Raw genomic sequence first — 17192 nt, forward strand, 5'->3', positions numbered from 1 at the left:
TTTTTTCTATATCTCACAAGGACTTACTCATTTCAAAGTATGCATACATAAAATAATGTAAATATTACACGCATGCATCACTTTCTAAAAGTTATAAAGTAGATTCAAAATAAAAAAGCACTCTTAACTAGAGTGCTTTTTACTTTCAAACAAGGAGGCTACATATATGGATAGTACTCTCGTATTTAACTTCGGCATTGGTATTGTCATTATTTTATTTGTCTTTTTTGTACTTTGTATGAGCGGGGTATAAAAAGGCGATTTTCGGGCGTCTTTTTATACATACATATGTATTACTTGACTTCTATAAAGGTAGTAACCATAATAGTTACATATATACAAATAACTATTCACATATCCACAAATAGGAGGAAGAAAAATGAAACATGTAATCGTTTATGCACACCCGAATACAGAAAGCTTCAACCATGCGATTTTAGAAACGGTAAAAAGTGAATTAGAAGGAAAAGGTCACGAAGTACGCGTTCGCGATCTATACGAATTAAACTTTAATCCAGTATTAGGCGCTTCCGATTTCATCTCATTTTCTCAAGGAAATACACCAGAAGATATTAAAAAAGAACAAGAACATATCTCTTGGGCTGACAGCATTACATTCATTTATCCAGTTTGGTGGGCGGGGCTTCCTGCTATTTTAAAAGGATACGTTGACCGTGTGTTTAGCCATGGATTTGCTTATGCTTACGGTGAAAACGGCATTGAAAAGTTATTAAGCGGTAAAAAAGGATTGTTATTATCTACAATGGGCAATACGAAAGAAGCATACACAGCAGGCGGCATGTTTGATGCAATGAAAAAAACAGCGGATGTTGGTATTTTTGAATTTACAGGCATTGAAACAATTGAGCATACATTCTATACAAGTGTTCCTTCTGTGGATAACAGTGTGCGTAAACAATATCTTGAAGAGGTTAAAGACGTTGTGAATCGTGCGTTCTAATAAAAAACTCCGGTTGTTAAAACCGGAGTTTTTTTATTTCATCATTAATTTCGGAATATATCTTTGAAGAATGCTTTCTAATTCATTCATATCTTCCTGTCTAATAAGTAAGTTCACATTGTCATTCATTTTTTCTCGCCCGCGATATAAAAATATATTTTCTTTTGGATTTTCCCATGTTGATGTTTTATAGCCTTTCAATTCTTCATATGAATAAAAGTTTAATCCATCTATTACACCTTTTTCATATATTTGTACACTTTTAATAAGGTGTATAGCTATTAAAGTCATAAAACAACTTGCTACAGCATAAATACCTAGCTGAATAAAAAACTGTTCAACTGTATCAATATCGCCACTTACGTACTGAGCATATATATACATACATTGTCCAATGAAATATGCTGGTCCAAGTAATGCAATCCAACGTCTTCTCACCCGAGGATACATTGCAATAAGTTTTCCTGCACTTTTTTTCATTTCATTTATTTTATATATTTTCCATAGAACAAAGAACAAAACACATAATGTAAAAACAAGCATAATACATGACATCCAGTACATTCTTATCCCTCCCTTATATCAATACATTTAAATTCTACATTTTATATACCTATAGTACATATGCAATTATGCATAAAAAAACAGGTAACCTCTTCGGTTACCTGCATTTCATTACATCTTCTCAATCCACTCCGTCAAGTTATGCACAACTTGCGTTGGTTGTACTTCGTATTCTGTTAACTTCTCCACAGTTGTGACTCCAGTGTGGACAAGAAGGGTATGCATGCCAGCATTTATTCCTGCTAAAATGTCTGTATCGTAGTTATCCCCAACCATTAATGCTTCATTTTTTTCTATGCCAAGTACTTTTAAAGCTTGTTCCATAATGATTGATTCTGGTTTTCCGATAAAGATTGGATCCACACCTGTTGATACTGCTACAACTGATGTTAATGAGCCGTTACCTGGTAATAATCCGCGCTCAGTCGGAATGGCAATGTCTCCATTTGTGGAAATAAACGTTGCGCCGTTACGCACAGCAAGACATGCTTTTGCTAACTTTTCATATGTGATGTCACGATCTAAACCAACAACAACGAAATCAGGATTTTCATCCACAAGTTCAAATCCTTTTTCCACAAGTGCATCGTGTAAGCCTTCTTCACCAATCATATATACAGTTGCGTCTTGTTTACGTTCATAAATGAAGTTCGCAGTCGCCATACTCGTTGTGAATACTTGCTCTGCTTTCGCTGGAATATCGAAACGAACAAGTTTTTCTGCCACTTGTTCTGGTTTACGCGTTGAGTTATTCGTAACGAATAAATAAGGAATGCCGCGCTCTCCTAATGCTTTTACGAAGTCGCTCGCTTCTTCAATTTGTTCTTCTCCGCGATACATCGTACCGTCTAAGTCAATTAAGTAACCTTTATACATCGATTATGTCTCTCCTTCTATGCTAACGTTCTCACCTTATCATACCACTCTTATATTACCCGCTTTTTCCAAAGAAAAAAACGCTTTACCTAAAAGCGCCCCATAACGTTCATTTTTTCTCTTTTACTTGGTAAGAACAACTACAATCGCCCTCACACATGTTTGCTAACGTCTTTACATCTGCCCCTGCAAATAAACGCTTATACATTTCTTTTTCATCTTCGCATACTTGCGGGAATCTCTCTGCAATTTCTTTTAACGGACAGTTTTGTTTTTCAATTACGAAAGATTTCTCTCCATCTCTCTTTATTTGAACCATATAACCATTTTTCTCTTGCATAGCTGCTATCTCTTGCACTTTATATGCTAAATTCTTTTGATTACTTACTCTCTTTTGTAACTGTTCTTCCATTCGCTTCGTTCTCTCTTTTAAAACGTAACGAAGTATTTTTTCATCACCCATTCGAGCTAAATCTTCTAGCATATCAATCGCAAATTGCTTATACTCTTTCGGGAATGTATCTTCTCCCTTTTCACTTAATCCATACAAATAAGTTGGTCTTCCGACATGTTGCCTTACCATCTTAGAATAAATGAGTCCGTCTTTCTCAAGATTACTTAAATGTCTTCTGATTGCCATTTCTGTAATCTCTAAAATGTCAGCTAATTCAGCTACTGTGTGCTCTCCCTTTACTTTCAACAATTGTACAATCTCGTCTTTCGTAGTACGTGCTTCCCCCATACTTCACCCTTCTCCCTTTTCTTTCTCACATACAATATAAGATCCCCAAAAGGCATTCTCTGGGGATCTTATAAGCATAATTATTCTGGTACAAATGCAGATACAGGTCCTAATTCCTTTTCTAAATAACTGCGAATATTTGCTGGGTATTTTTCTACCACTGCAATATGTTTTTGAATCGTCTTATATAATTCATCATGATTCATTTGAATATAGTCTTGCGTAAGCATTTTTCGAAGAAGGATAATTTCTTTCATCCCTTGTCCATCTTCTTCACTTATCACTCGCTCGTCCATTAAAATATCAATAATATCTTCATAGCTTCCTGGATCGCGCATAATAAATCCATCAATCATCGCATTCCCGGCATCTAATACAGTATCAATAATAAGATGGGCTATGCGCTCTAATGCGTAAAATTCAAACTCGGTTTCATATATCTTTTTCTCTTGAAATGTACTTGTTGCTCGTTCTAAACATACTAGCATTTGTTCTATTTTCTTTCTGTCTACAAAATACATGAATGTCACCTACCTGGAAATTAAAGCATTTACATTTTAATTGTAACGCTTTCTTCTGAAAAAATCGACAATTTTTCGAATTCACCTTTTCTCCGTTATTTGTTATAGTTATATTTGTATGATTTTTGAAATTGGAGGAATGGAATCTTGGAACGTGAACTCGCACTAGAAATTGTCCGTGTAACAGAAGCAGCAGCCTTAGCATCCGCACAGTGGATGGGCCGCGGAAAGAAAAATGAAGCAGATGATGCAGCAACTACAGCAATGCGTGATATGTTCGATTCAGTAAACATGGCAGGTACAGTTGTAATTGGTGAAGGAGAACTTGATGAAGCACCGATGTTGTATATTGGTGAAGAACTAGGAACAGGTAACGGTCCAGAAGTAGACATCGCCGTTGATCCATTAGAAGGTACAAACATCGTTGCAAAAGGTCTTGCAAATGCAATGGCAGTTATTGCAATCGCAGACAAAGGGAACCTTCTTCATGCTCCTGATATGTACATGGAAAAAATCGCGGTTGGTCCAAAAGCAGCTGGTAAAATTAGCTTAGATGATCCAATTGAAAAAACAATTGAAATTGTAGCAGAAGCTAACAATAAAAAGATTCGCGATCTAACAGTTATCGTTCAAGAACGTGAACGTCATCAAGATATTATTGACCGTGTTCGTGCAAAAGGTGCACGCGTAAAATTATTTGGTGACGGTGATGTTGGTGCGTCAATCGCAACAGCACTACCTGGAACGGGTATCGACTTATTCGTAGGTATTGGCGGAGCTCCAGAAGGTGTTATTTCTGCAGCAGCATTAAAGTGCCTTGAAGGTGAAATGCAAGCTCGTTTAGTTCCAATGAACGAAGAAGAAGAAGCTCGTTGTCGTGAAATGGGATTAGAAGATCCTCGTCAACTTCTTATGTTAGATGACTTAGTATCTGGGGATGATGCAATCTTCTCAGCAACTGGTGTATCTGCTGGTGAGTTATTAGACGGTGTTAAATTCCTTGGTGGAGATTTAGCTGAAACATACTCTATCGTAATGCGTTACAAAACAAGAACAGTACGATTCATTAAAACGCATCACCATTTAGATCATAAACCACACTTAAACTTAGATATTTAATAAAGGAGCCATGTGTATGGAAGAACGTTTCTTTCTGTACGACGATACTGTCGCTACAAAAACTCGTTTCGTTAGCTTTATGGGAGAAAATGAGCGTCACGATTTAGCGCTATTATACTCCGATCGTCATTATGGTAAAACAATTGTTCTTGATATGCAACGCAATAAATTTGCAATCATCGGTGCTGACGATTTAAACGAACCAGGCTACTTAGAGCACGCATTTTCTATGACTGAAGAAATTGCAGAAGAATTACGCTCATTTTTATTTGAACTTATATAATTTATCGTATGCACCAGCTATTTTAGCTGGTGTTTTCCATTTCAAGAATTTTCAATTTTCAATCTTCTGTGTTATAATTAAGAATAAATCTATTTGGATAGAAAGGACGTTATCTACGTATGCCAACATTTACTTTGTAATGGACCAGCAATTGGATAGCATTACTCTCAAAAAAGCACCACGCTTTTTCAAGGGAGTAGTCTGCCCATTATTCCCATTACAAAGGAACGTAACGCATCTGTAGTATGATGTTTACGGAGGTTCCTAAGGGAACCTCCTTTTATTTTTGTCTTTTTCTCATGTCTTCATACTACAAGACATCCAAATAGCTGTATTACGTTTCTTTGCCACTACTATAAGAGGTGAAGAAAAATGCAGAAAGTACAACTTTCTTGGAGTTTATATGAAAATGAGCAAAACACAATCGAAAAGTATTGTAAAAATTGCAGACACACTACCTTATTTACTGACACGAATATTCGTAGGCATAACGCCAACGGAAAAAACATATACCGCTTTGCCATTTATAAATGTCCGAAAGATCATACGTGGAATCAAAAACTGCGTATTTATAAATCATTTACTGATCACGTTGAAACAGTCGATATGACGCAGCAAGATCAAGCCGAAACAACTACTATTTCTATTATGCAACATAAAGAAAACGGCATAGCTGAAATCACAATCGTATTAGACATCATTTTGGGTTCCCACCGAATAGATAAGGCCTTATCCACATATATTTCCGACTGGAGCCGTACACTCATTGTGGATAAAATTAAAAACGGGGATATTCAATTGAACGGACAACAAATGAAACCAAATACAATACTTTCTGAAGGCGATCATATCTCGATTTGTTTATAAATGAGAATATACAAAAAATCCTCTTACAATCGTAAGAGGATTTTTTTATTTCTTCATTTTTCGTAATACGAAATGTGCGCAACCGAAGTTACAGTACTCGTATAAATACTCCGTTAACGTACTAATTTTCGTATCATATGTCGCACGTTGGTTACTATCATCAAAGAATCCGCGCAATCTAAGTTGCTCATATCCCCAGTCTCCAACGATATAATCATATTTATTTAAAATTTCTGCATAGCGCTCTTTAAATGCTTCTTCACTAAAACCATCACGAAAGTTTTTAATTACTTCGTACTGCACATTATTAATGCTCACCGTAGCATGAATCTCTTGCTTTTGCTCCATCATTAACTTCCTCTCTAAGCATTCTTCTTTTTATCGTATCACAAAGCATAACAACCAACAATTTCAAATACAAAAAATTGCAAATTAGTACATGCTATGGAGAAGGAGGTGATACATCGTGAAAAAACAAATTTTACTTTCCCTTCTCACTATTTCCTTATTTGCAGGCTGCCAATCAGCGAACAAAGCTGAAATGGAACGTGAAGAAGGAAGCCGTGTTCTTGTTTCCAATAAAAACGACATGTATCATACGGAAAATACAAATACACGGCTCACAAGAGTCGGCTATTCATCTAAACAAAAGCATGAAGTATCTAACAAACAAGTAGGAGCCATTAACCGTGAGAAAGTTGCTGAAATGATTACAAGTATGACAGTCAAACTTCCTGACGTTACAAACGCTGCTACGCTCGTTACCGATGATGAAGTATTTGTTGTATACCGTGCAAACACAACGGATCCAAAACTCGTAGCAGATCAAGTATATAGAGCTGCTTTGTCCATCGTCCCTCGCTATTATAAAGCATATGTATCAACAGACCAAAAGTTGATTTCCCAAATTCAAGGTCTTCAATCTGGCGCATTAAATGATACAGAATATACGCAAAGCCTCGATATGCTAAAACGTGAAATGAGTAAAAATCCTCATTTGAACAATACGGGAGATCAGACTTTGAATGATATGATTAAAAAGTAAAACAGGTGGAGAAAATCTCCACCTGTTTTACTTTTTATTTTTTATTACGATCCGCATAAACCTCCATCGCATCACACATAAACTGAGCTAACCCCTCACCAAACTTATCGATATTTTTCATGAAGCGCTCATCAGCGACATACATTTGACCGAGTCCTTTAAAAGCATCTAATGAATATGCACCGAAGTTTTGCAAGTAATCGTACCACACTCCGATTGCTTCTTGTGCCTCTTTAGAATCTGGTGCTCCGTGTCTAAGCGCTGCTAAATTTCTATAAATAGCATTAAACTCCTCTTGGTTCTCTTTTGACATACCTTTTGCATATTCGTTCGCTTTATCTACAGCTGCGTCTCCCCATTTTTCCCGTGCTTCTTCTTCATATGGGTTATGGCTGAAATCGAATCCTTCAAATTTCTCTTTATTCGTCATTTCAATCTCTCCTTTTGTATGCTGAATTGTTTTATCAATCGTCGCAATCACCTTATCTAATCTAGCACGCTTTTCAAGAAGCATTTTCTTATGAAGCTGTAGTGCCTCTTCGCGATCAAATGATGGACTCATGATAATCTCTTTAATTTTTTTCAAAGGGAAGCCAAGCTCTTTAAAAAACAAAATTTGCTGCAATGTCTCTAAATTTTCATTGGAATACAGACGATATCCAGACTCTGTCGTCTCGTCTGGGGTTAACAACCCAATTTCATCGTAATGATGCAGTGTGCGCACACTAATTCCAACTAAATCAGCTACTTCTTTTACTCTCATTGTCATTTGTATCTCCCCCTTAATACATACGATAAAGTATGACGCAACGTTAGAGTCAATAAGTAAATTCATTTTATCTTAAAAAGTTTCATCTCTCCTATATTTCATGCATAATAGATATGTACATATATTAGAAAGCGGTGAAAGTATGGTTTCAAATACTGTAATTGCCAGCATCATCTTTCAACTCATTGTCTCGATTCTGGTCCCAATTATTGTACTCGTTTATTTCCGTAAAAAATATAATATGAGTTGGAAAGTGGTCGGCATTGGTGTTCTTATCTTTATCGGATTTACCCAAATTCTTGAAACACCATTCCACCTATTTATGCGCGGTAATCCAACAATCGCTCCATTTTTAGAAAATCCGTTTGTCTTCGCAATTTATGGCGGATTGACTGCTGGTATTTTTGAAGAATTAGGACGCTTCGTTGCCTTCTTCTTCTTACTAAAAAAATATCTAGAATATAAAGATGGCTTCGCTTATGGAATTGGTCACGGCGGAATTGAATCTATTTTAATTGGCGGTTTTTCTGCATTACAAGCATTAATCTTTGCTAATTCTATTAACGATGGTAGCTTCGCTCGACTGATTGAACAAAAACCCGAGCTGAGCATTTTACAGGACATGTTAATTCAGCAACCTGCCTACTTATACTTCCTTGGTAGCTTAGAAAGAATTATGGCACTCGTGCTTCAAATTGCCTTTACAATGCTTGTTTTATACGCAGTAAAACAGAAGAAATATATCTTCCTAGTATACGCTATACTATTCCACGCATTTGTAGACTTTTTCGCGGCACTTTACCAAACAAAAACAATCAATATCTTCGTTGCAGAAGGAATTACACTTCTTTGTACAATTGGCGCTGTCGTTCTTATTCGCAAAATGAAAGCGAAATTAATGAGTGTACCGGAGTAAAAAATAAACCACCGATTGGTGGTTTATTTTTTATGGATTGTCGCAATGATGATAGCTTTTTCCTTCTTGCAGCTCCCTCTTTGTTTCTGCATCTATAACGATATATTTATGAAACTCTTCTACTTCATTTTGAGAAAAGGAAGCAAAAAAATAAACTTGGCGATCAGGATGAACAAAAAAATCTTGAAGCATCACACTACTCCGACAACCCACGGCTGTTTTTTGTAGGAAAGAAAATTCTTCATCGGGCACTTCTTTAAATAAGATTTTTTTTCGAACACTATATGCTGCATTATTGTATTCTTTATAGATTTTCTTATCTAACTGTTTATAAAAAATATCCTCACTCACAAATGACTTATTTCGATTGCTTGGATAATTTACTTTTTGATTCGACTCTGCATAAGTTGTGGACAAGTGTATAAAAAAACAAAGACTAACTAAAATACATATCATTTTATTCATGATTGCACCTCAAATGTTCATTATCCACATTACTTTTCCACATATTTAAATCCATATGCCGTTTTACAAGAAAAAGGAATTATTTCCACATTTGTCGAAGTATATAGCGTCAACTTGAAAGATGGGGATGAATTATGAAGAAAATTATTGTAATACGACATTGTTCAGCAACTGGGCAAAAACGTGATGCTGAATTAACGACCGATGGAAAAGACCAAGCAAATACCCTTGCTACATTCCTCTTAGAAAATCATCTACAAATCGATTATATTATTTCAAGCCCATTTGTCCGAGCTATCGATTCCATTCGGCCCTATGCGCTCCAAGCTAACTTATCTATCCAAGAAGATGAACGATTAACTGAACGCATATTGAGCAACGTTCCAATGGATGATTGGATGCAAAAACTAGAATCTACTTTTACAAATATAGATATTGCCTTTTCAGGCGGAGAGTCAACAAAACAAGCAACAGACCGTGCCATATCGCTTATTCAAGACGTTTTACAATTAAACCATACGACAACACTACTTGTTACACATGGCAATTTACTTACGCTCATTTTAAAGCATTTTGATCATACGATTGGCTTTAATGAATGGAGAACTTTAACGAATCCTGATATTTACGAAATTACAATCGACGAACAATGTATCATAAAACGCTTATGGGAAGCATCGTCCAAGTAATATCCCTTTCCAAAACATTCAGTTGACGCCACGAGAAGAAACTGTACTAATAATAGAAAGGGGTATCACTCCATATGTACGAAGATGTACTTGCTCTACTACATAAAACAAATGTTTCTTATGAAAAATTTGAACACGAACCAGTACTCGATTATGAGACAGATCGGATTGTACGTGAGAGACTCGGCTTACAAGGCACTCCAAGTAAAAGCTTATTTTTAAAATCAAAGTCTGGAGATTATTACGTATTTTTTACGTTAGAGGGCACAAGACTCAACCGGGGAGAAATGAAAGAACTAACAGGAGAACGGTTATCTCTCTGTTCTCCTGATGAACTGCGAGACAAAACTGGTTGTACGCCGGGATGTGTGGCTCCTTTCGGATATTCACACGATGTAACAATTATTGTGGATAACGCTATTTATACGTACGATAAAATTTTAATTACACCTGGTGTACCTGAATTTACAATTGAATTATCCACAGAAGAATTAAAAAAGATTTTATTAACATGTCCAAATACCGTTTTAGAGTATAAACAAAAAGAGAGCTAATCGTTAGCTCTCTTTTTTCATTATTTAGCTTCTGCTGTTTTTTCTTTTGCAGAACGTACTTGCTCGTCCGCATGGTAAGAAGAACGCACAAGTGGGCCAGCTTCACAGTGGCTAAATCCTTTGCTAAGTGCAATTTCTTTAAGCTCTGCAAATTCTGCTGGTGGGTAATATTTAAGAACTGGTAAATGCTTCTTAGATGGTTGTAGGTATTGCCCAAGAGTTAAAATATCCACATTGTTTGCACGTAAGTCATCCATTGCTTCAATTAAATCTTCTCTCGTTTCACCTAAGCCCACCATAATGCTCGATTTAGTTGGAATATCAGGCTGCATTTCTTTCGCTCGACGTAAAAACTCTAATGAACGTTCATATTTTGCTCTAGCGCGAACTCGGTCAGATAATCGACGTACTGTTTCAATGTTATGGTTTAAAATATCTGGTTTTGCATCCATTAACATTTTTAAGTTTTCTTCTACTCCACCCATATCAGATGGTAATACTTCGATAGACGTGAATGGATTTTTACGACGTACTGCTCGTACTGTTTCAGCAAAAACAGCTGCTCCCCCGTCCTTTAAATCATCACGTGCAACCGCTGTTATAACAACGTGCTTTAAGCCCATTTGTACTACTGAATCTGCCACGCGTTCTGGTTCTTGTAAATCAAGCTCAGTTGGTAAGCCTGTTTTAACCGCACAAAAACGACAAGCACGTGTACAAACCGCACCTAAAATCATAAATGTTGCTGTTTTTCTTACAGCCCAGCATTCATGAATATTCGGACATTTTGCTTCCTCACAAACGGTATGAAGATTTTTAGAACGCATCATTTTCTTTAAGCCTGTATAGTTTTCATTCGTGTTTAACTTAATTTTCAACCATTCGGGCTTGCGCTTATATTCTGTTTGTTTTGTCATGGTTATCAACTCCGCACAATATGAAATAGTTTACCGTGTTCGCTTCTTTCAATGTAACATATCTATTCTAACGTATGAAAGCGATTTGCTCAAATGAAGATTCTAAGATTTTTTCCAATCGTTCCCTATAATGAAATACTCCGTATATCCCACACTAAAAAGAGTGATGTTGTGAAAGGAGTCTATTTCATGCTTCGAAAAATTTCTCTTTTGCTTTCTATTTGTTTTCTTCTCCACCAAAACATCGCTTACGGTGAAGATAATCAGCAAAGCATATACGAAAAGCGCATGGCACTATATAAAGAAACCGAGCAGTCTTCAGGCATTCCATGGTATTACTTAGCTGCAATGGATCAATATGAAAGAAATATACGGAGCGTAAGAAAAGATATTCCGAAAAAACCAGATGCCATCATTTCCCTTTATTTCAAACCAGAAATATGGGCTGGACCTATTAATAGTAACGATACTCTCCCCCATACAATTTCTCTATTTGGCGGAATAGGTTTAGATGGTGACAAAGATGGATTTGCAAATGCAAATAGCGACCGTGATCTTCTGCATACCGCAGCGACTATTTTAAGGAAACAAGGAACGTCAGAAGACCGTATTAAAATTATGCTCTGGGAATATTATAAACGTGCCAAAACAGTTGATTTAATTAGCGAATACGCCCAAATTTATAAACATTATGGACGTATTAATTTAGAAGGAAATGCTTTTCCTCTTCCGATCCGTAGTGACCATAGCTACCGTAGTACTTTCGGCGCTGGAAGAAGTTTTGGCGGCAGAAGGATTCATGAAGGAACCGATATTTTTGCCGGATATGGCGTGCCAGTAAGATCAACTTGCTATGGCATTATTGAAACGAAAGGTTGGAACCGCCTTGGTGGATGGCGCATTGGTATTCGCGACCTTCATAACAATTACCATTATTACGCTCATTTAGGCGGGTTCTCAAAAGAAATACAGCTTGGACAAATTGTTGAGCCAGGGAAAGTAATCGGATTTGTTGGTAGCACTGGTTATGGACCTCCTGGTACAGCCGGAAAATTTCCGCCCCACTTACATTTTGGCATGTATAAAGACAATGGCTATACAGAATGGGCCTTCGATCCATACATGCATTTAAGCCTTTGGGAGCGCAAAGAACGAGCAAATACAAAACGATAACCGTAGCTGCATTGCTACGGTTATTTTTTATCCAGTAAAAGCCTGACTGAGCCGAGTTTCACTTTATTTACAACTAACTATCTGTTTTCTTTTTATCAGGTACAGCAACACTTCCGCTTCCATAATACGTAGGCACTTCCCCTTGAACGATACGCGTCGCAATCGGAACATTTTGTTTCACCTTTATCTCTTTCGTATGAAATGGAATAATCACTTGCAATGTTACTTCCATTTCCATAACAATTTGAATCGCTGTAGTATTAATCCCATGCGGCTCAATTTTTTGTTTAATATCTGTATTCACATGTCCAACTGGCGTGAAATGAATCGGAATATCTGGTCCTATATTACCAAGAAGTGCATTATCAGTTACACGCCCAAAAGGAACTGCCATAGTCGCGCCGTTTTTTTCAGAAATACCTAGCTCCTTCAACTTCCCTTGTTCTACTTGCTGTAAATATTTTTCTATGTACGTGGTCGTTGATGTTACGATTTCATTTACTTGCTTTGTATTTAAATTAATTGTGGATACTTTTCCGTTTTTATCATTCTGTACTTTCATTAATGAATCTACATCGAATCCTTCATTAATTCGATCCTTTACTGCCTTCGTCATAATTGCCGTCGCCATTTTATGTGTCTCTACTTCCCCATATTTAATTAAGGTTGGCTGAATATTATTATTCACAATCCACAACCCTTGTGTAAGTAATATAACAAAAAGAATAAACGACATAAGCAGTATATACCGAAAGGCAATAGGTCCCCTTCGAAACCGCGAGTTTTTCGAGCGAAATATACTCATAAAAAAACCTCCTTCTTATATCATTTCTATGCAAGAAGGAGGGACGATATATGCTTATCTCATTTTTAATAATGCTTCTTTTCCGATTGTGCCAGTCGTAATACCTAAAGCTTCGGCTTCAATCGTTACTGATTCTAGCGGTGCTTCAAGAAGTTGTTCAATCGTTCTTACACCAACCGCACGGCCAGCAATAATTCCTCGATCACCTAATTTCTCATTTAAAAGACCTACATCTAATGCACCACACATAATATATCCTTTATCGCTCATTACAGCTAGCAAATTCGTCTTTGGAAGTTTCACGCTAACTGCAATAAACGTATAATTATCAATTATAATTGGCTCCACATTAACCATAGTTCACACTCCTCTCTTTCTTATCTGTATGACAAGAGAAAAATGAGTGTTACAAGTTAACTAGCCTATAGTTTAACGGAAGATGTATAAGTTATTAACATATCTGTTAACACATCTCTAAGTAGTTCTGGCATATAATATTGTTTGTCAGAAAGTGTGGATAGCTCTGGGTATAAGTAGCCAAATGTAAACATATCAATCGTTCCTACTGTATATATACGATCTAATTCCAGCGATTCCCCGTTAATTAATACATCTTCGAGTAAAATTTTATTCCCGGGAATCGTATCTGGAATGACTTCTACACCAGCGTAAATCATTTTCCCCATCACTTTTCCCCGAAATCCGAATCCTTTCACCTCAAGATTCTCCATATTCGGCTTACGTGCTTTCAAAATAACTTCTCTTAATATCTTTCCTGGAACTTTCAAAGCACACGGATTAATTGGATGTGGACAAATTCTGTGAATATCTCCGCGCGTTACAACACCCTCTTCTAACCCTTCAAGAAGTACACCAGCGTTCACCATGCCAATCTCTGCATTGCACCATGTTTTCAGCGCACTTGCTAACATGTGAGAAAACGGCGTCTCCTGAAACCAATCAACCGGTAATGACTCTTTTAAATGAACGACAGACTCTGCCATTATATGCTCACTTTCTTCCTGCAGTATTTCAATTGTGGATAACGGCTCGCTATAAGCACCTAACCGTTCCGTCTTAATCGCTCTACCGTCTTTTTTCAGCAATTTCTTCGTCTCTATATCCACAGTAAGCTGCACGTGACCAACGTAACGTCCCCACTTTTCACAACAACAAAGTAAAGTATTATTCAGTAGAATACCACGCTCAAATAAATGATGCGTATGTGCTCCTAAAATAACATCTATATCATAATGCTCTGCCATATACTCATCCATACTTTTTCCAAGGTGAGAAAGGACAACCGTAATATGAGCCTCATCTTTCACTTCTTCTAAAATAGACTCTAAATGAATAATGGGATCTTCAATATGCCAATCGAGCATCTGATAAAACTCTGGATAAGCTACCGTTAATCCAATAAAAGCAATGGTAATCCCATCCGTCGTTGTATGCAATTTATAAGGCCTTGCCCATGACGGACGTACCCCTTCTTTTTCAAATAAATTTGCGACAAGTATTTCAAATCCAGCATCATCATAGAGCCGATTTAAATGCTCTTTCGCTAACGTAATGCCTTCATTATTTCCGATCGTTACATAATCATATAACGCCTCATTTAAAAGCTTCGTATTCCCAAGGCCATTTGTCGCTTCCGAAATACTATGAAAACGATCCACATGATCTCCGATATCAACTGTCAAGACGGTCTCTCCCGCTTCCTGTCTTCGCTTTTTCTCCCCTAGAACAAACCGAGAAATTTGCGGCCAATTTTCAAAATGACTATGTATATCGTTTGTATGATAAAGATGGATGATTGTTTCTTTATTTATATTCAGAGAAAAAACCTCCCCTCAGTTCCTTACTGCCATTTACGCTATGCGTACGCAATAATCCTGTAAATACTTTTCGTCTTTTCTTGCTATTTTACATTGTACTCGCATTGTGAGAAAAAGCAAAAGATTGTCCTTTTTATATGAGAAACTTTTGCTAATGCAGGAAAGAATTCCAAATAGTGGAGGGAGGGGTGGATTTGTCAAAAAGTTTAATAGAGAATTCAGTGGGTGGTTGTTCAAGTGGATTTGTCAGTATCTTTATCTTAAACCTAGTCGTTCTCTGTTCTTATAAAATGTTTGGGGTATGTGAGGATTTTCTTTTGTCTTATCTTGTCGACAAATCGATATTCCTTGTCGAAACGTTGATATATTGAAATAATCGCTGATATATTCCGAGTTATGGTCGATATATTTGAAAAATCGCTGATATATTTAACTGAACACCCACCCGGGTACCCTCTCCCAAGCCAAGACAAATCCGCAAAACAAAAAAGCGCCCTGCACAGCAGGGCGCTTTCTTCATACATATATTATCCAGCTTTGCCTCCTAGACCATCATGTCTAAGAACCTTCCGCACTAGAAGATGAAAAGCATCTTCTGTGCGAAAGAATCTTAGCCAACGGGTCTGAACAGTCGGCTCCGCATTTCTATTTAACCAATAGAACCTTCCATCTCAAACTTGATTAGACGGTTCATTTCAACTGCGTATTCCATTGGAAGTTCGCGAGTGAATGGCTCGATGAAGCCCATTACGATCATTTCTGTAGCTTCTTGCTCAGAAATACCGCGGCTCATTAGGTAGAATAATTGTTCTTCTGATACTTTAGATACTTTCGCTTCGTGCTCAAGTGAAACGTAATCGTTTTTGATTTCGTTGTAAGGAATTGTATCAGATGTAGATTGGTTATCCATGATTAACGTGTCACACTCGATGTTAGAGCGAGAGTTTTTCGCTTTTGGTCCGAAGTGTACGATACCACGGTAAGTTACTTTACCACCATGCTTCGCAATCGATTTAGAAACGATTGTTGAAGACGTGTTTGGTGCTAAGTGAATCATTTTCGCACCAGCATCTTGGTGTTGGCCTTTACCGGCAATCGCGATAGATAATGTTAAACCACGAGCGCCTTCGCCTTTTAAGATAACTGCTGGGTATTTCATCGTTAATTTAGATCCGATGTTACCGTCAATCCACTCCATCGTTGCGTTTTCTTCACAAACCGCACGTTTTGTAACTAGGTTGTATACGTTGTTCGCCCAGTTTTGGATTGTTGTATAACGGCAATATGCATCTTTTTTAATGATGATTTCTACTACCGCACTGTGAAGTGAGTTAGTCGTGTAAACAGGTGCTGTACAACCTTCTACGTAGTGTACGTGTGCGCCTTCGTCTACGATGATAAGCGTACGCTCGAATTGTCCCATATTTTCAGAGTTAATACGGAAATACGCTTGAAGTGGTGTATCAACTTTAACACCTTTTGGAACGTAGATGAATGATCCACCAGACCAAACTGCAGAGTTTAATGCAGAGAATTTGTTGTCTGTTGGTGGGATTACTTTTCCGAAATGTTCACGGAAAATATCTTCGTTCTCTTTTAATGCGCTATCTGTATCTTTGAAGACGATTCCTAGAGCTTCTAGGTCTTCTTTCATGTTGTGGTATACAACTTCAGATTCGTACTGTGCAGATACACCAGCTAAATATTTTTGCTCAGCTTCTGGAATACCTAATTTATCAAATGTTGCTTTAATTTCATCAGGTACTTCATCCCAAGACTTCTCAGATTTCTCAGATGGTTTTACGTAGTACGTAATTTCATCGAAATCTAAGTCGTTTAAGTCGCCGCCCCATTGTGGCATTGGCATTTCGTAGAACTTATCCAGTGATTTTAAACGGAAGTCTAACATCCACTGTGGTTCTTCTTTCATACGTGAAATTTCTTCAACGATTTCTTTTGTTAAACCGCGTCCAGCACGGAAAATCGAAACGTCTTTGTCTTTGAAACCATATTTATAATCGCCGATATCTGGCAGTTGCTTCGCCATGTTGGTGTGTCCCTCCTTAGATAACCTCGTTTTTAGGAACC

General features: G+C 37.2%; 21 protein-coding genes. 9 read left to right on the forward strand and 12 right to left on the reverse strand.

Annotated features, from left to right (window positions below):
* The first annotated feature begins 379 nt into the window (after positions 1-379).
* Positions 380-961 (forward strand): NAD(P)H-dependent oxidoreductase, encoded by a 582-nt coding sequence (locus NST86_RS25415; protein WP_000683447.1) that lies wholly within the window; start codon positions 380-382, stop codon positions 959-961.
* Positions 962-994: 33 nt separating this feature from the next.
* On the opposite strand, the gene NST86_RS25420 is transcribed toward NST86_RS25415, so the two are convergent.
* From NST86_RS25420 to NST86_RS25435, 4 genes are all read right to left on the reverse strand, one after another.
* Positions 995-1525 (reverse strand): hypothetical protein, encoded by a 531-nt coding sequence (locus tag NST86_RS25420; RefSeq protein WP_061663188.1) that lies wholly within the window; start codon positions 1523-1525, stop codon positions 995-997.
* A gap of 111 nt (positions 1526-1636) precedes the next feature.
* Positions 1637-2401: a TIGR01457 family HAD-type hydrolase gene (locus NST86_RS25425; protein ID WP_000276467.1), complete on the reverse strand. Its 765-nt coding sequence runs from the start codon at positions 2399-2401 to the stop codon at positions 1637-1639.
* Positions 2402-2510: 109 nt separating this feature from the next.
* A complete protein-coding gene (locus NST86_RS25430; RefSeq protein WP_061663187.1) occupies positions 2511-3143 on the reverse strand; it encodes a helix-turn-helix transcriptional regulator in 633 nt (210 codons plus the stop codon).
* A gap of 80 nt (positions 3144-3223) precedes the next feature.
* Positions 3224-3664, reverse strand: coding sequence for a DUF86 domain-containing protein (locus tag NST86_RS25435; protein ID WP_016110892.1), 441 nt, complete (start codon positions 3662-3664; stop codon positions 3224-3226).
* 147 nt (positions 3665-3811) lie between these two features.
* Here NST86_RS25435 and glpX point away from each other — a divergent pair, with 147 nt between their 5' ends.
* From glpX to NST86_RS25450, 3 genes are all read left to right on the forward strand, one after another.
* The gene (gene glpX / locus NST86_RS25440; protein ID WP_000439090.1) at positions 3812-4783 is read left to right on the forward strand and encodes a class II fructose-bisphosphatase; all 972 of its coding nucleotides are present in this window, start codon (positions 3812-3814) and stop codon (positions 4781-4783) included.
* 16 nt (positions 4784-4799) lie between these two features.
* Entirely contained in the window at positions 4800-5066 is a 267-nt protein-coding gene (locus NST86_RS25445; RefSeq protein ID WP_000392606.1) for a DUF3055 domain-containing protein, read from the forward strand.
* Between the two features lie 372 nt (positions 5067-5438).
* On the forward strand, positions 5439-5933 hold the full coding sequence (locus tag NST86_RS25450; RefSeq protein ID WP_061663186.1) for a hypothetical protein: 495 nt from the start codon (positions 5439-5441) through the stop codon (positions 5931-5933).
* A gap of 45 nt (positions 5934-5978) precedes the next feature.
* On the opposite strand, the gene NST86_RS25455 is transcribed toward NST86_RS25450, so the two are convergent.
* Positions 5979-6281 carry a YutD family protein gene (locus NST86_RS25455; protein ID WP_000435942.1) on the reverse strand — a complete coding sequence of 101 codons (303 nt, stop codon included), beginning with the start codon at positions 6279-6281 and terminating at the stop codon, positions 5979-5981.
* Positions 6282-6399: 118 nt separating this feature from the next.
* On the opposite strand from NST86_RS25455, the gene NST86_RS25460 reads away from it, so the two are divergent.
* Positions 6400-6978: a YhcN/YlaJ family sporulation lipoprotein gene (locus tag NST86_RS25460; protein WP_000744128.1), complete on the forward strand. Its 579-nt coding sequence runs from the start codon at positions 6400-6402 to the stop codon at positions 6976-6978.
* A 34-nt stretch (positions 6979-7012) separates the two neighbouring features.
* Here the strand turns inward: NST86_RS25460 and NST86_RS25465 are convergent, their stop codons facing one another.
* Positions 7013-7747, reverse strand: coding sequence for a MerR family transcriptional regulator (locus NST86_RS25465; RefSeq protein ID WP_000178773.1), 735 nt, complete (start codon positions 7745-7747; stop codon positions 7013-7015).
* 100 nt (positions 7748-7847) lie between these two features.
* Here NST86_RS25465 and NST86_RS25470 point away from each other — a divergent pair, with 100 nt between their 5' ends.
* On the forward strand, positions 7848-8663 hold the full coding sequence (locus tag NST86_RS25470) for a YhfC family intramembrane metalloprotease (RefSeq protein WP_009327507.1): 816 nt from the start codon (positions 7848-7850) through the stop codon (positions 8661-8663).
* A gap of 30 nt (positions 8664-8693) precedes the next feature.
* Here NST86_RS25470 and NST86_RS25475 read toward each other — a convergent pair whose 3' ends face one another.
* Positions 8694-9128 carry a hypothetical protein gene (locus NST86_RS25475; protein WP_061663185.1) on the reverse strand — a complete coding sequence of 145 codons (435 nt, stop codon included), beginning with the start codon at positions 9126-9128 and terminating at the stop codon, positions 8694-8696.
* Between the two features lie 134 nt (positions 9129-9262).
* Here NST86_RS25475 and NST86_RS25480 point away from each other — a divergent pair, with 134 nt between their 5' ends.
* Both NST86_RS25480 and NST86_RS25485 read left to right on the forward strand, forming a co-directional pair.
* A complete protein-coding gene (locus NST86_RS25480; protein WP_061663184.1) occupies positions 9263-9817 on the forward strand; it encodes a histidine phosphatase family protein in 555 nt (184 codons plus the stop codon).
* A 74-nt stretch (positions 9818-9891) separates the two neighbouring features.
* Positions 9892-10371, forward strand: coding sequence for a YbaK/EbsC family protein (locus NST86_RS25485; RefSeq protein ID WP_000272747.1), 480 nt, complete (start codon positions 9892-9894; stop codon positions 10369-10371).
* Between the two features lie 20 nt (positions 10372-10391).
* On the opposite strand, the gene lipA is transcribed toward NST86_RS25485, so the two are convergent.
* Positions 10392-11288, reverse strand: a complete 897-nt coding sequence (gene lipA, locus NST86_RS25490; protein ID WP_000166372.1) for a lipoyl synthase — start codon at positions 11286-11288, stop codon at positions 10392-10394.
* Between the two features lie 189 nt (positions 11289-11477).
* Here lipA and NST86_RS25495 point away from each other — a divergent pair, with 189 nt between their 5' ends.
* The gene (locus NST86_RS25495; protein WP_016118833.1) at positions 11478-12461 is read left to right on the forward strand and encodes a M23 family metallopeptidase; all 984 of its coding nucleotides are present in this window, start codon (positions 11478-11480) and stop codon (positions 12459-12461) included.
* A 73-nt stretch (positions 12462-12534) separates the two neighbouring features.
* Here NST86_RS25495 and yunB read toward each other — a convergent pair whose 3' ends face one another.
* From yunB to sufB, 4 genes are all read right to left on the reverse strand, one after another.
* Complete coding sequence (yunB, locus tag NST86_RS25500; protein WP_000021805.1) at positions 12535-13266, reverse strand: sporulation protein YunB; 732 nt, start codon at positions 13264-13266, stop codon at positions 12535-12537.
* 54 nt (positions 13267-13320) lie between these two features.
* The gene (locus tag NST86_RS25505) at positions 13321-13623 is read right to left on the reverse strand and encodes a YunC family protein (protein ID WP_016118834.1); all 303 of its coding nucleotides are present in this window, start codon (positions 13621-13623) and stop codon (positions 13321-13323) included.
* A gap of 65 nt (positions 13624-13688) precedes the next feature.
* Positions 13689-15104 (reverse strand): bifunctional metallophosphatase/5'-nucleotidase, encoded by a 1416-nt coding sequence (locus NST86_RS25510; RefSeq protein ID WP_227414888.1) that lies wholly within the window; start codon positions 15102-15104, stop codon positions 13689-13691.
* A gap of 649 nt (positions 15105-15753) precedes the next feature.
* Positions 15754-17151 (reverse strand): Fe-S cluster assembly protein SufB, encoded by a 1398-nt coding sequence (gene sufB / locus NST86_RS25515; RefSeq protein WP_001118827.1) that lies wholly within the window; start codon positions 17149-17151, stop codon positions 15754-15756.
* Positions 17152-17192 lie beyond the last annotated feature (41 nt).

This window comes from Bacillus sp. FSL L8-0199, assembly GCF_038005705.1.
Classification (GTDB): Bacteria; Bacillota; Bacilli; order Bacillales; family Bacillaceae_G; genus Bacillus_A; species Bacillus_A cereus.

Excerpts from the sequence above, each read along its gene's own strand:
- NST86_RS25495 (WP_016118833.1), top strand. The coding sequence starts at position 11,478 with ATGCTTCGAAAAATTTCTCTTTTGCTTTCTATTTGTTTTCTTCTCCAC.
- NST86_RS25470 (WP_009327507.1), top strand. The coding sequence starts at position 7,848 with ATGCATAATAGATATGTACATATATTAGAAAGCGGTGAAAGTATGGTT.
- NST86_RS25475 (WP_061663185.1), bottom strand. The coding sequence starts at position 9,128 with ATGAATAAAATGATATGTATTTTAGTTAGTCTTTGTTTTTTTATACAC.
- NST86_RS25480 (WP_061663184.1), top strand. The coding sequence starts at position 9,263 with ATGAAGAAAATTATTGTAATACGACATTGTTCAGCAACTGGGCAAAAA.
- NST86_RS25455 (WP_000435942.1), bottom strand. The coding sequence starts at position 6,281 with ATGGAGCAAAAGCAAGAGATTCATGCTACGGTGAGCATTAATAATGTG.
- NST86_RS25445 (WP_000392606.1), top strand. The coding sequence starts at position 4,800 with ATGGAAGAACGTTTCTTTCTGTACGACGATACTGTCGCTACAAAAACT.
- NST86_RS25450 (WP_061663186.1), top strand. The coding sequence starts at position 5,439 with ATGCAGAAAGTACAACTTTCTTGGAGTTTATATGAAAATGAGCAAAAC.
- NST86_RS25415 (WP_000683447.1), top strand. The coding sequence starts at position 380 with ATGAAACATGTAATCGTTTATGCACACCCGAATACAGAAAGCTTCAAC.
- NST86_RS25435 (WP_016110892.1), bottom strand. The coding sequence starts at position 3,664 with ATGTATTTTGTAGACAGAAAGAAAATAGAACAAATGCTAGTATGTTTA.
- NST86_RS25420 (WP_061663188.1), bottom strand. The coding sequence starts at position 1,525 with ATGTACTGGATGTCATGTATTATGCTTGTTTTTACATTATGTGTTTTG.
- yunB (WP_000021805.1), bottom strand. The coding sequence starts at position 13,266 with ATGAGTATATTTCGCTCGAAAAACTCGCGGTTTCGAAGGGGACCTATT.
- lipA (WP_000166372.1), bottom strand. The coding sequence starts at position 11,288 with ATGACAAAACAAACAGAATATAAGCGCAAGCCCGAATGGTTGAAAATT.
- sufB (WP_001118827.1), bottom strand. The coding sequence starts at position 17,151 with ATGGCGAAGCAACTGCCAGATATCGGCGATTATAAATATGGTTTCAAA.
- NST86_RS25465 (WP_000178773.1), bottom strand. The coding sequence starts at position 7,747 with ATGACAATGAGAGTAAAAGAAGTAGCTGATTTAGTTGGAATTAGTGTG.
- NST86_RS25430 (WP_061663187.1), bottom strand. The coding sequence starts at position 3,143 with ATGGGGGAAGCACGTACTACGAAAGACGAGATTGTACAATTGTTGAAA.
- NST86_RS25485 (WP_000272747.1), top strand. The coding sequence starts at position 9,892 with ATGTACGAAGATGTACTTGCTCTACTACATAAAACAAATGTTTCTTAT.
- NST86_RS25505 (WP_016118834.1), bottom strand. The coding sequence starts at position 13,623 with ATGGTTAATGTGGAGCCAATTATAATTGATAATTATACGTTTATTGCA.
- NST86_RS25425 (WP_000276467.1), bottom strand. The coding sequence starts at position 2,401 with ATGTATAAAGGTTACTTAATTGACTTAGACGGTACGATGTATCGCGGA.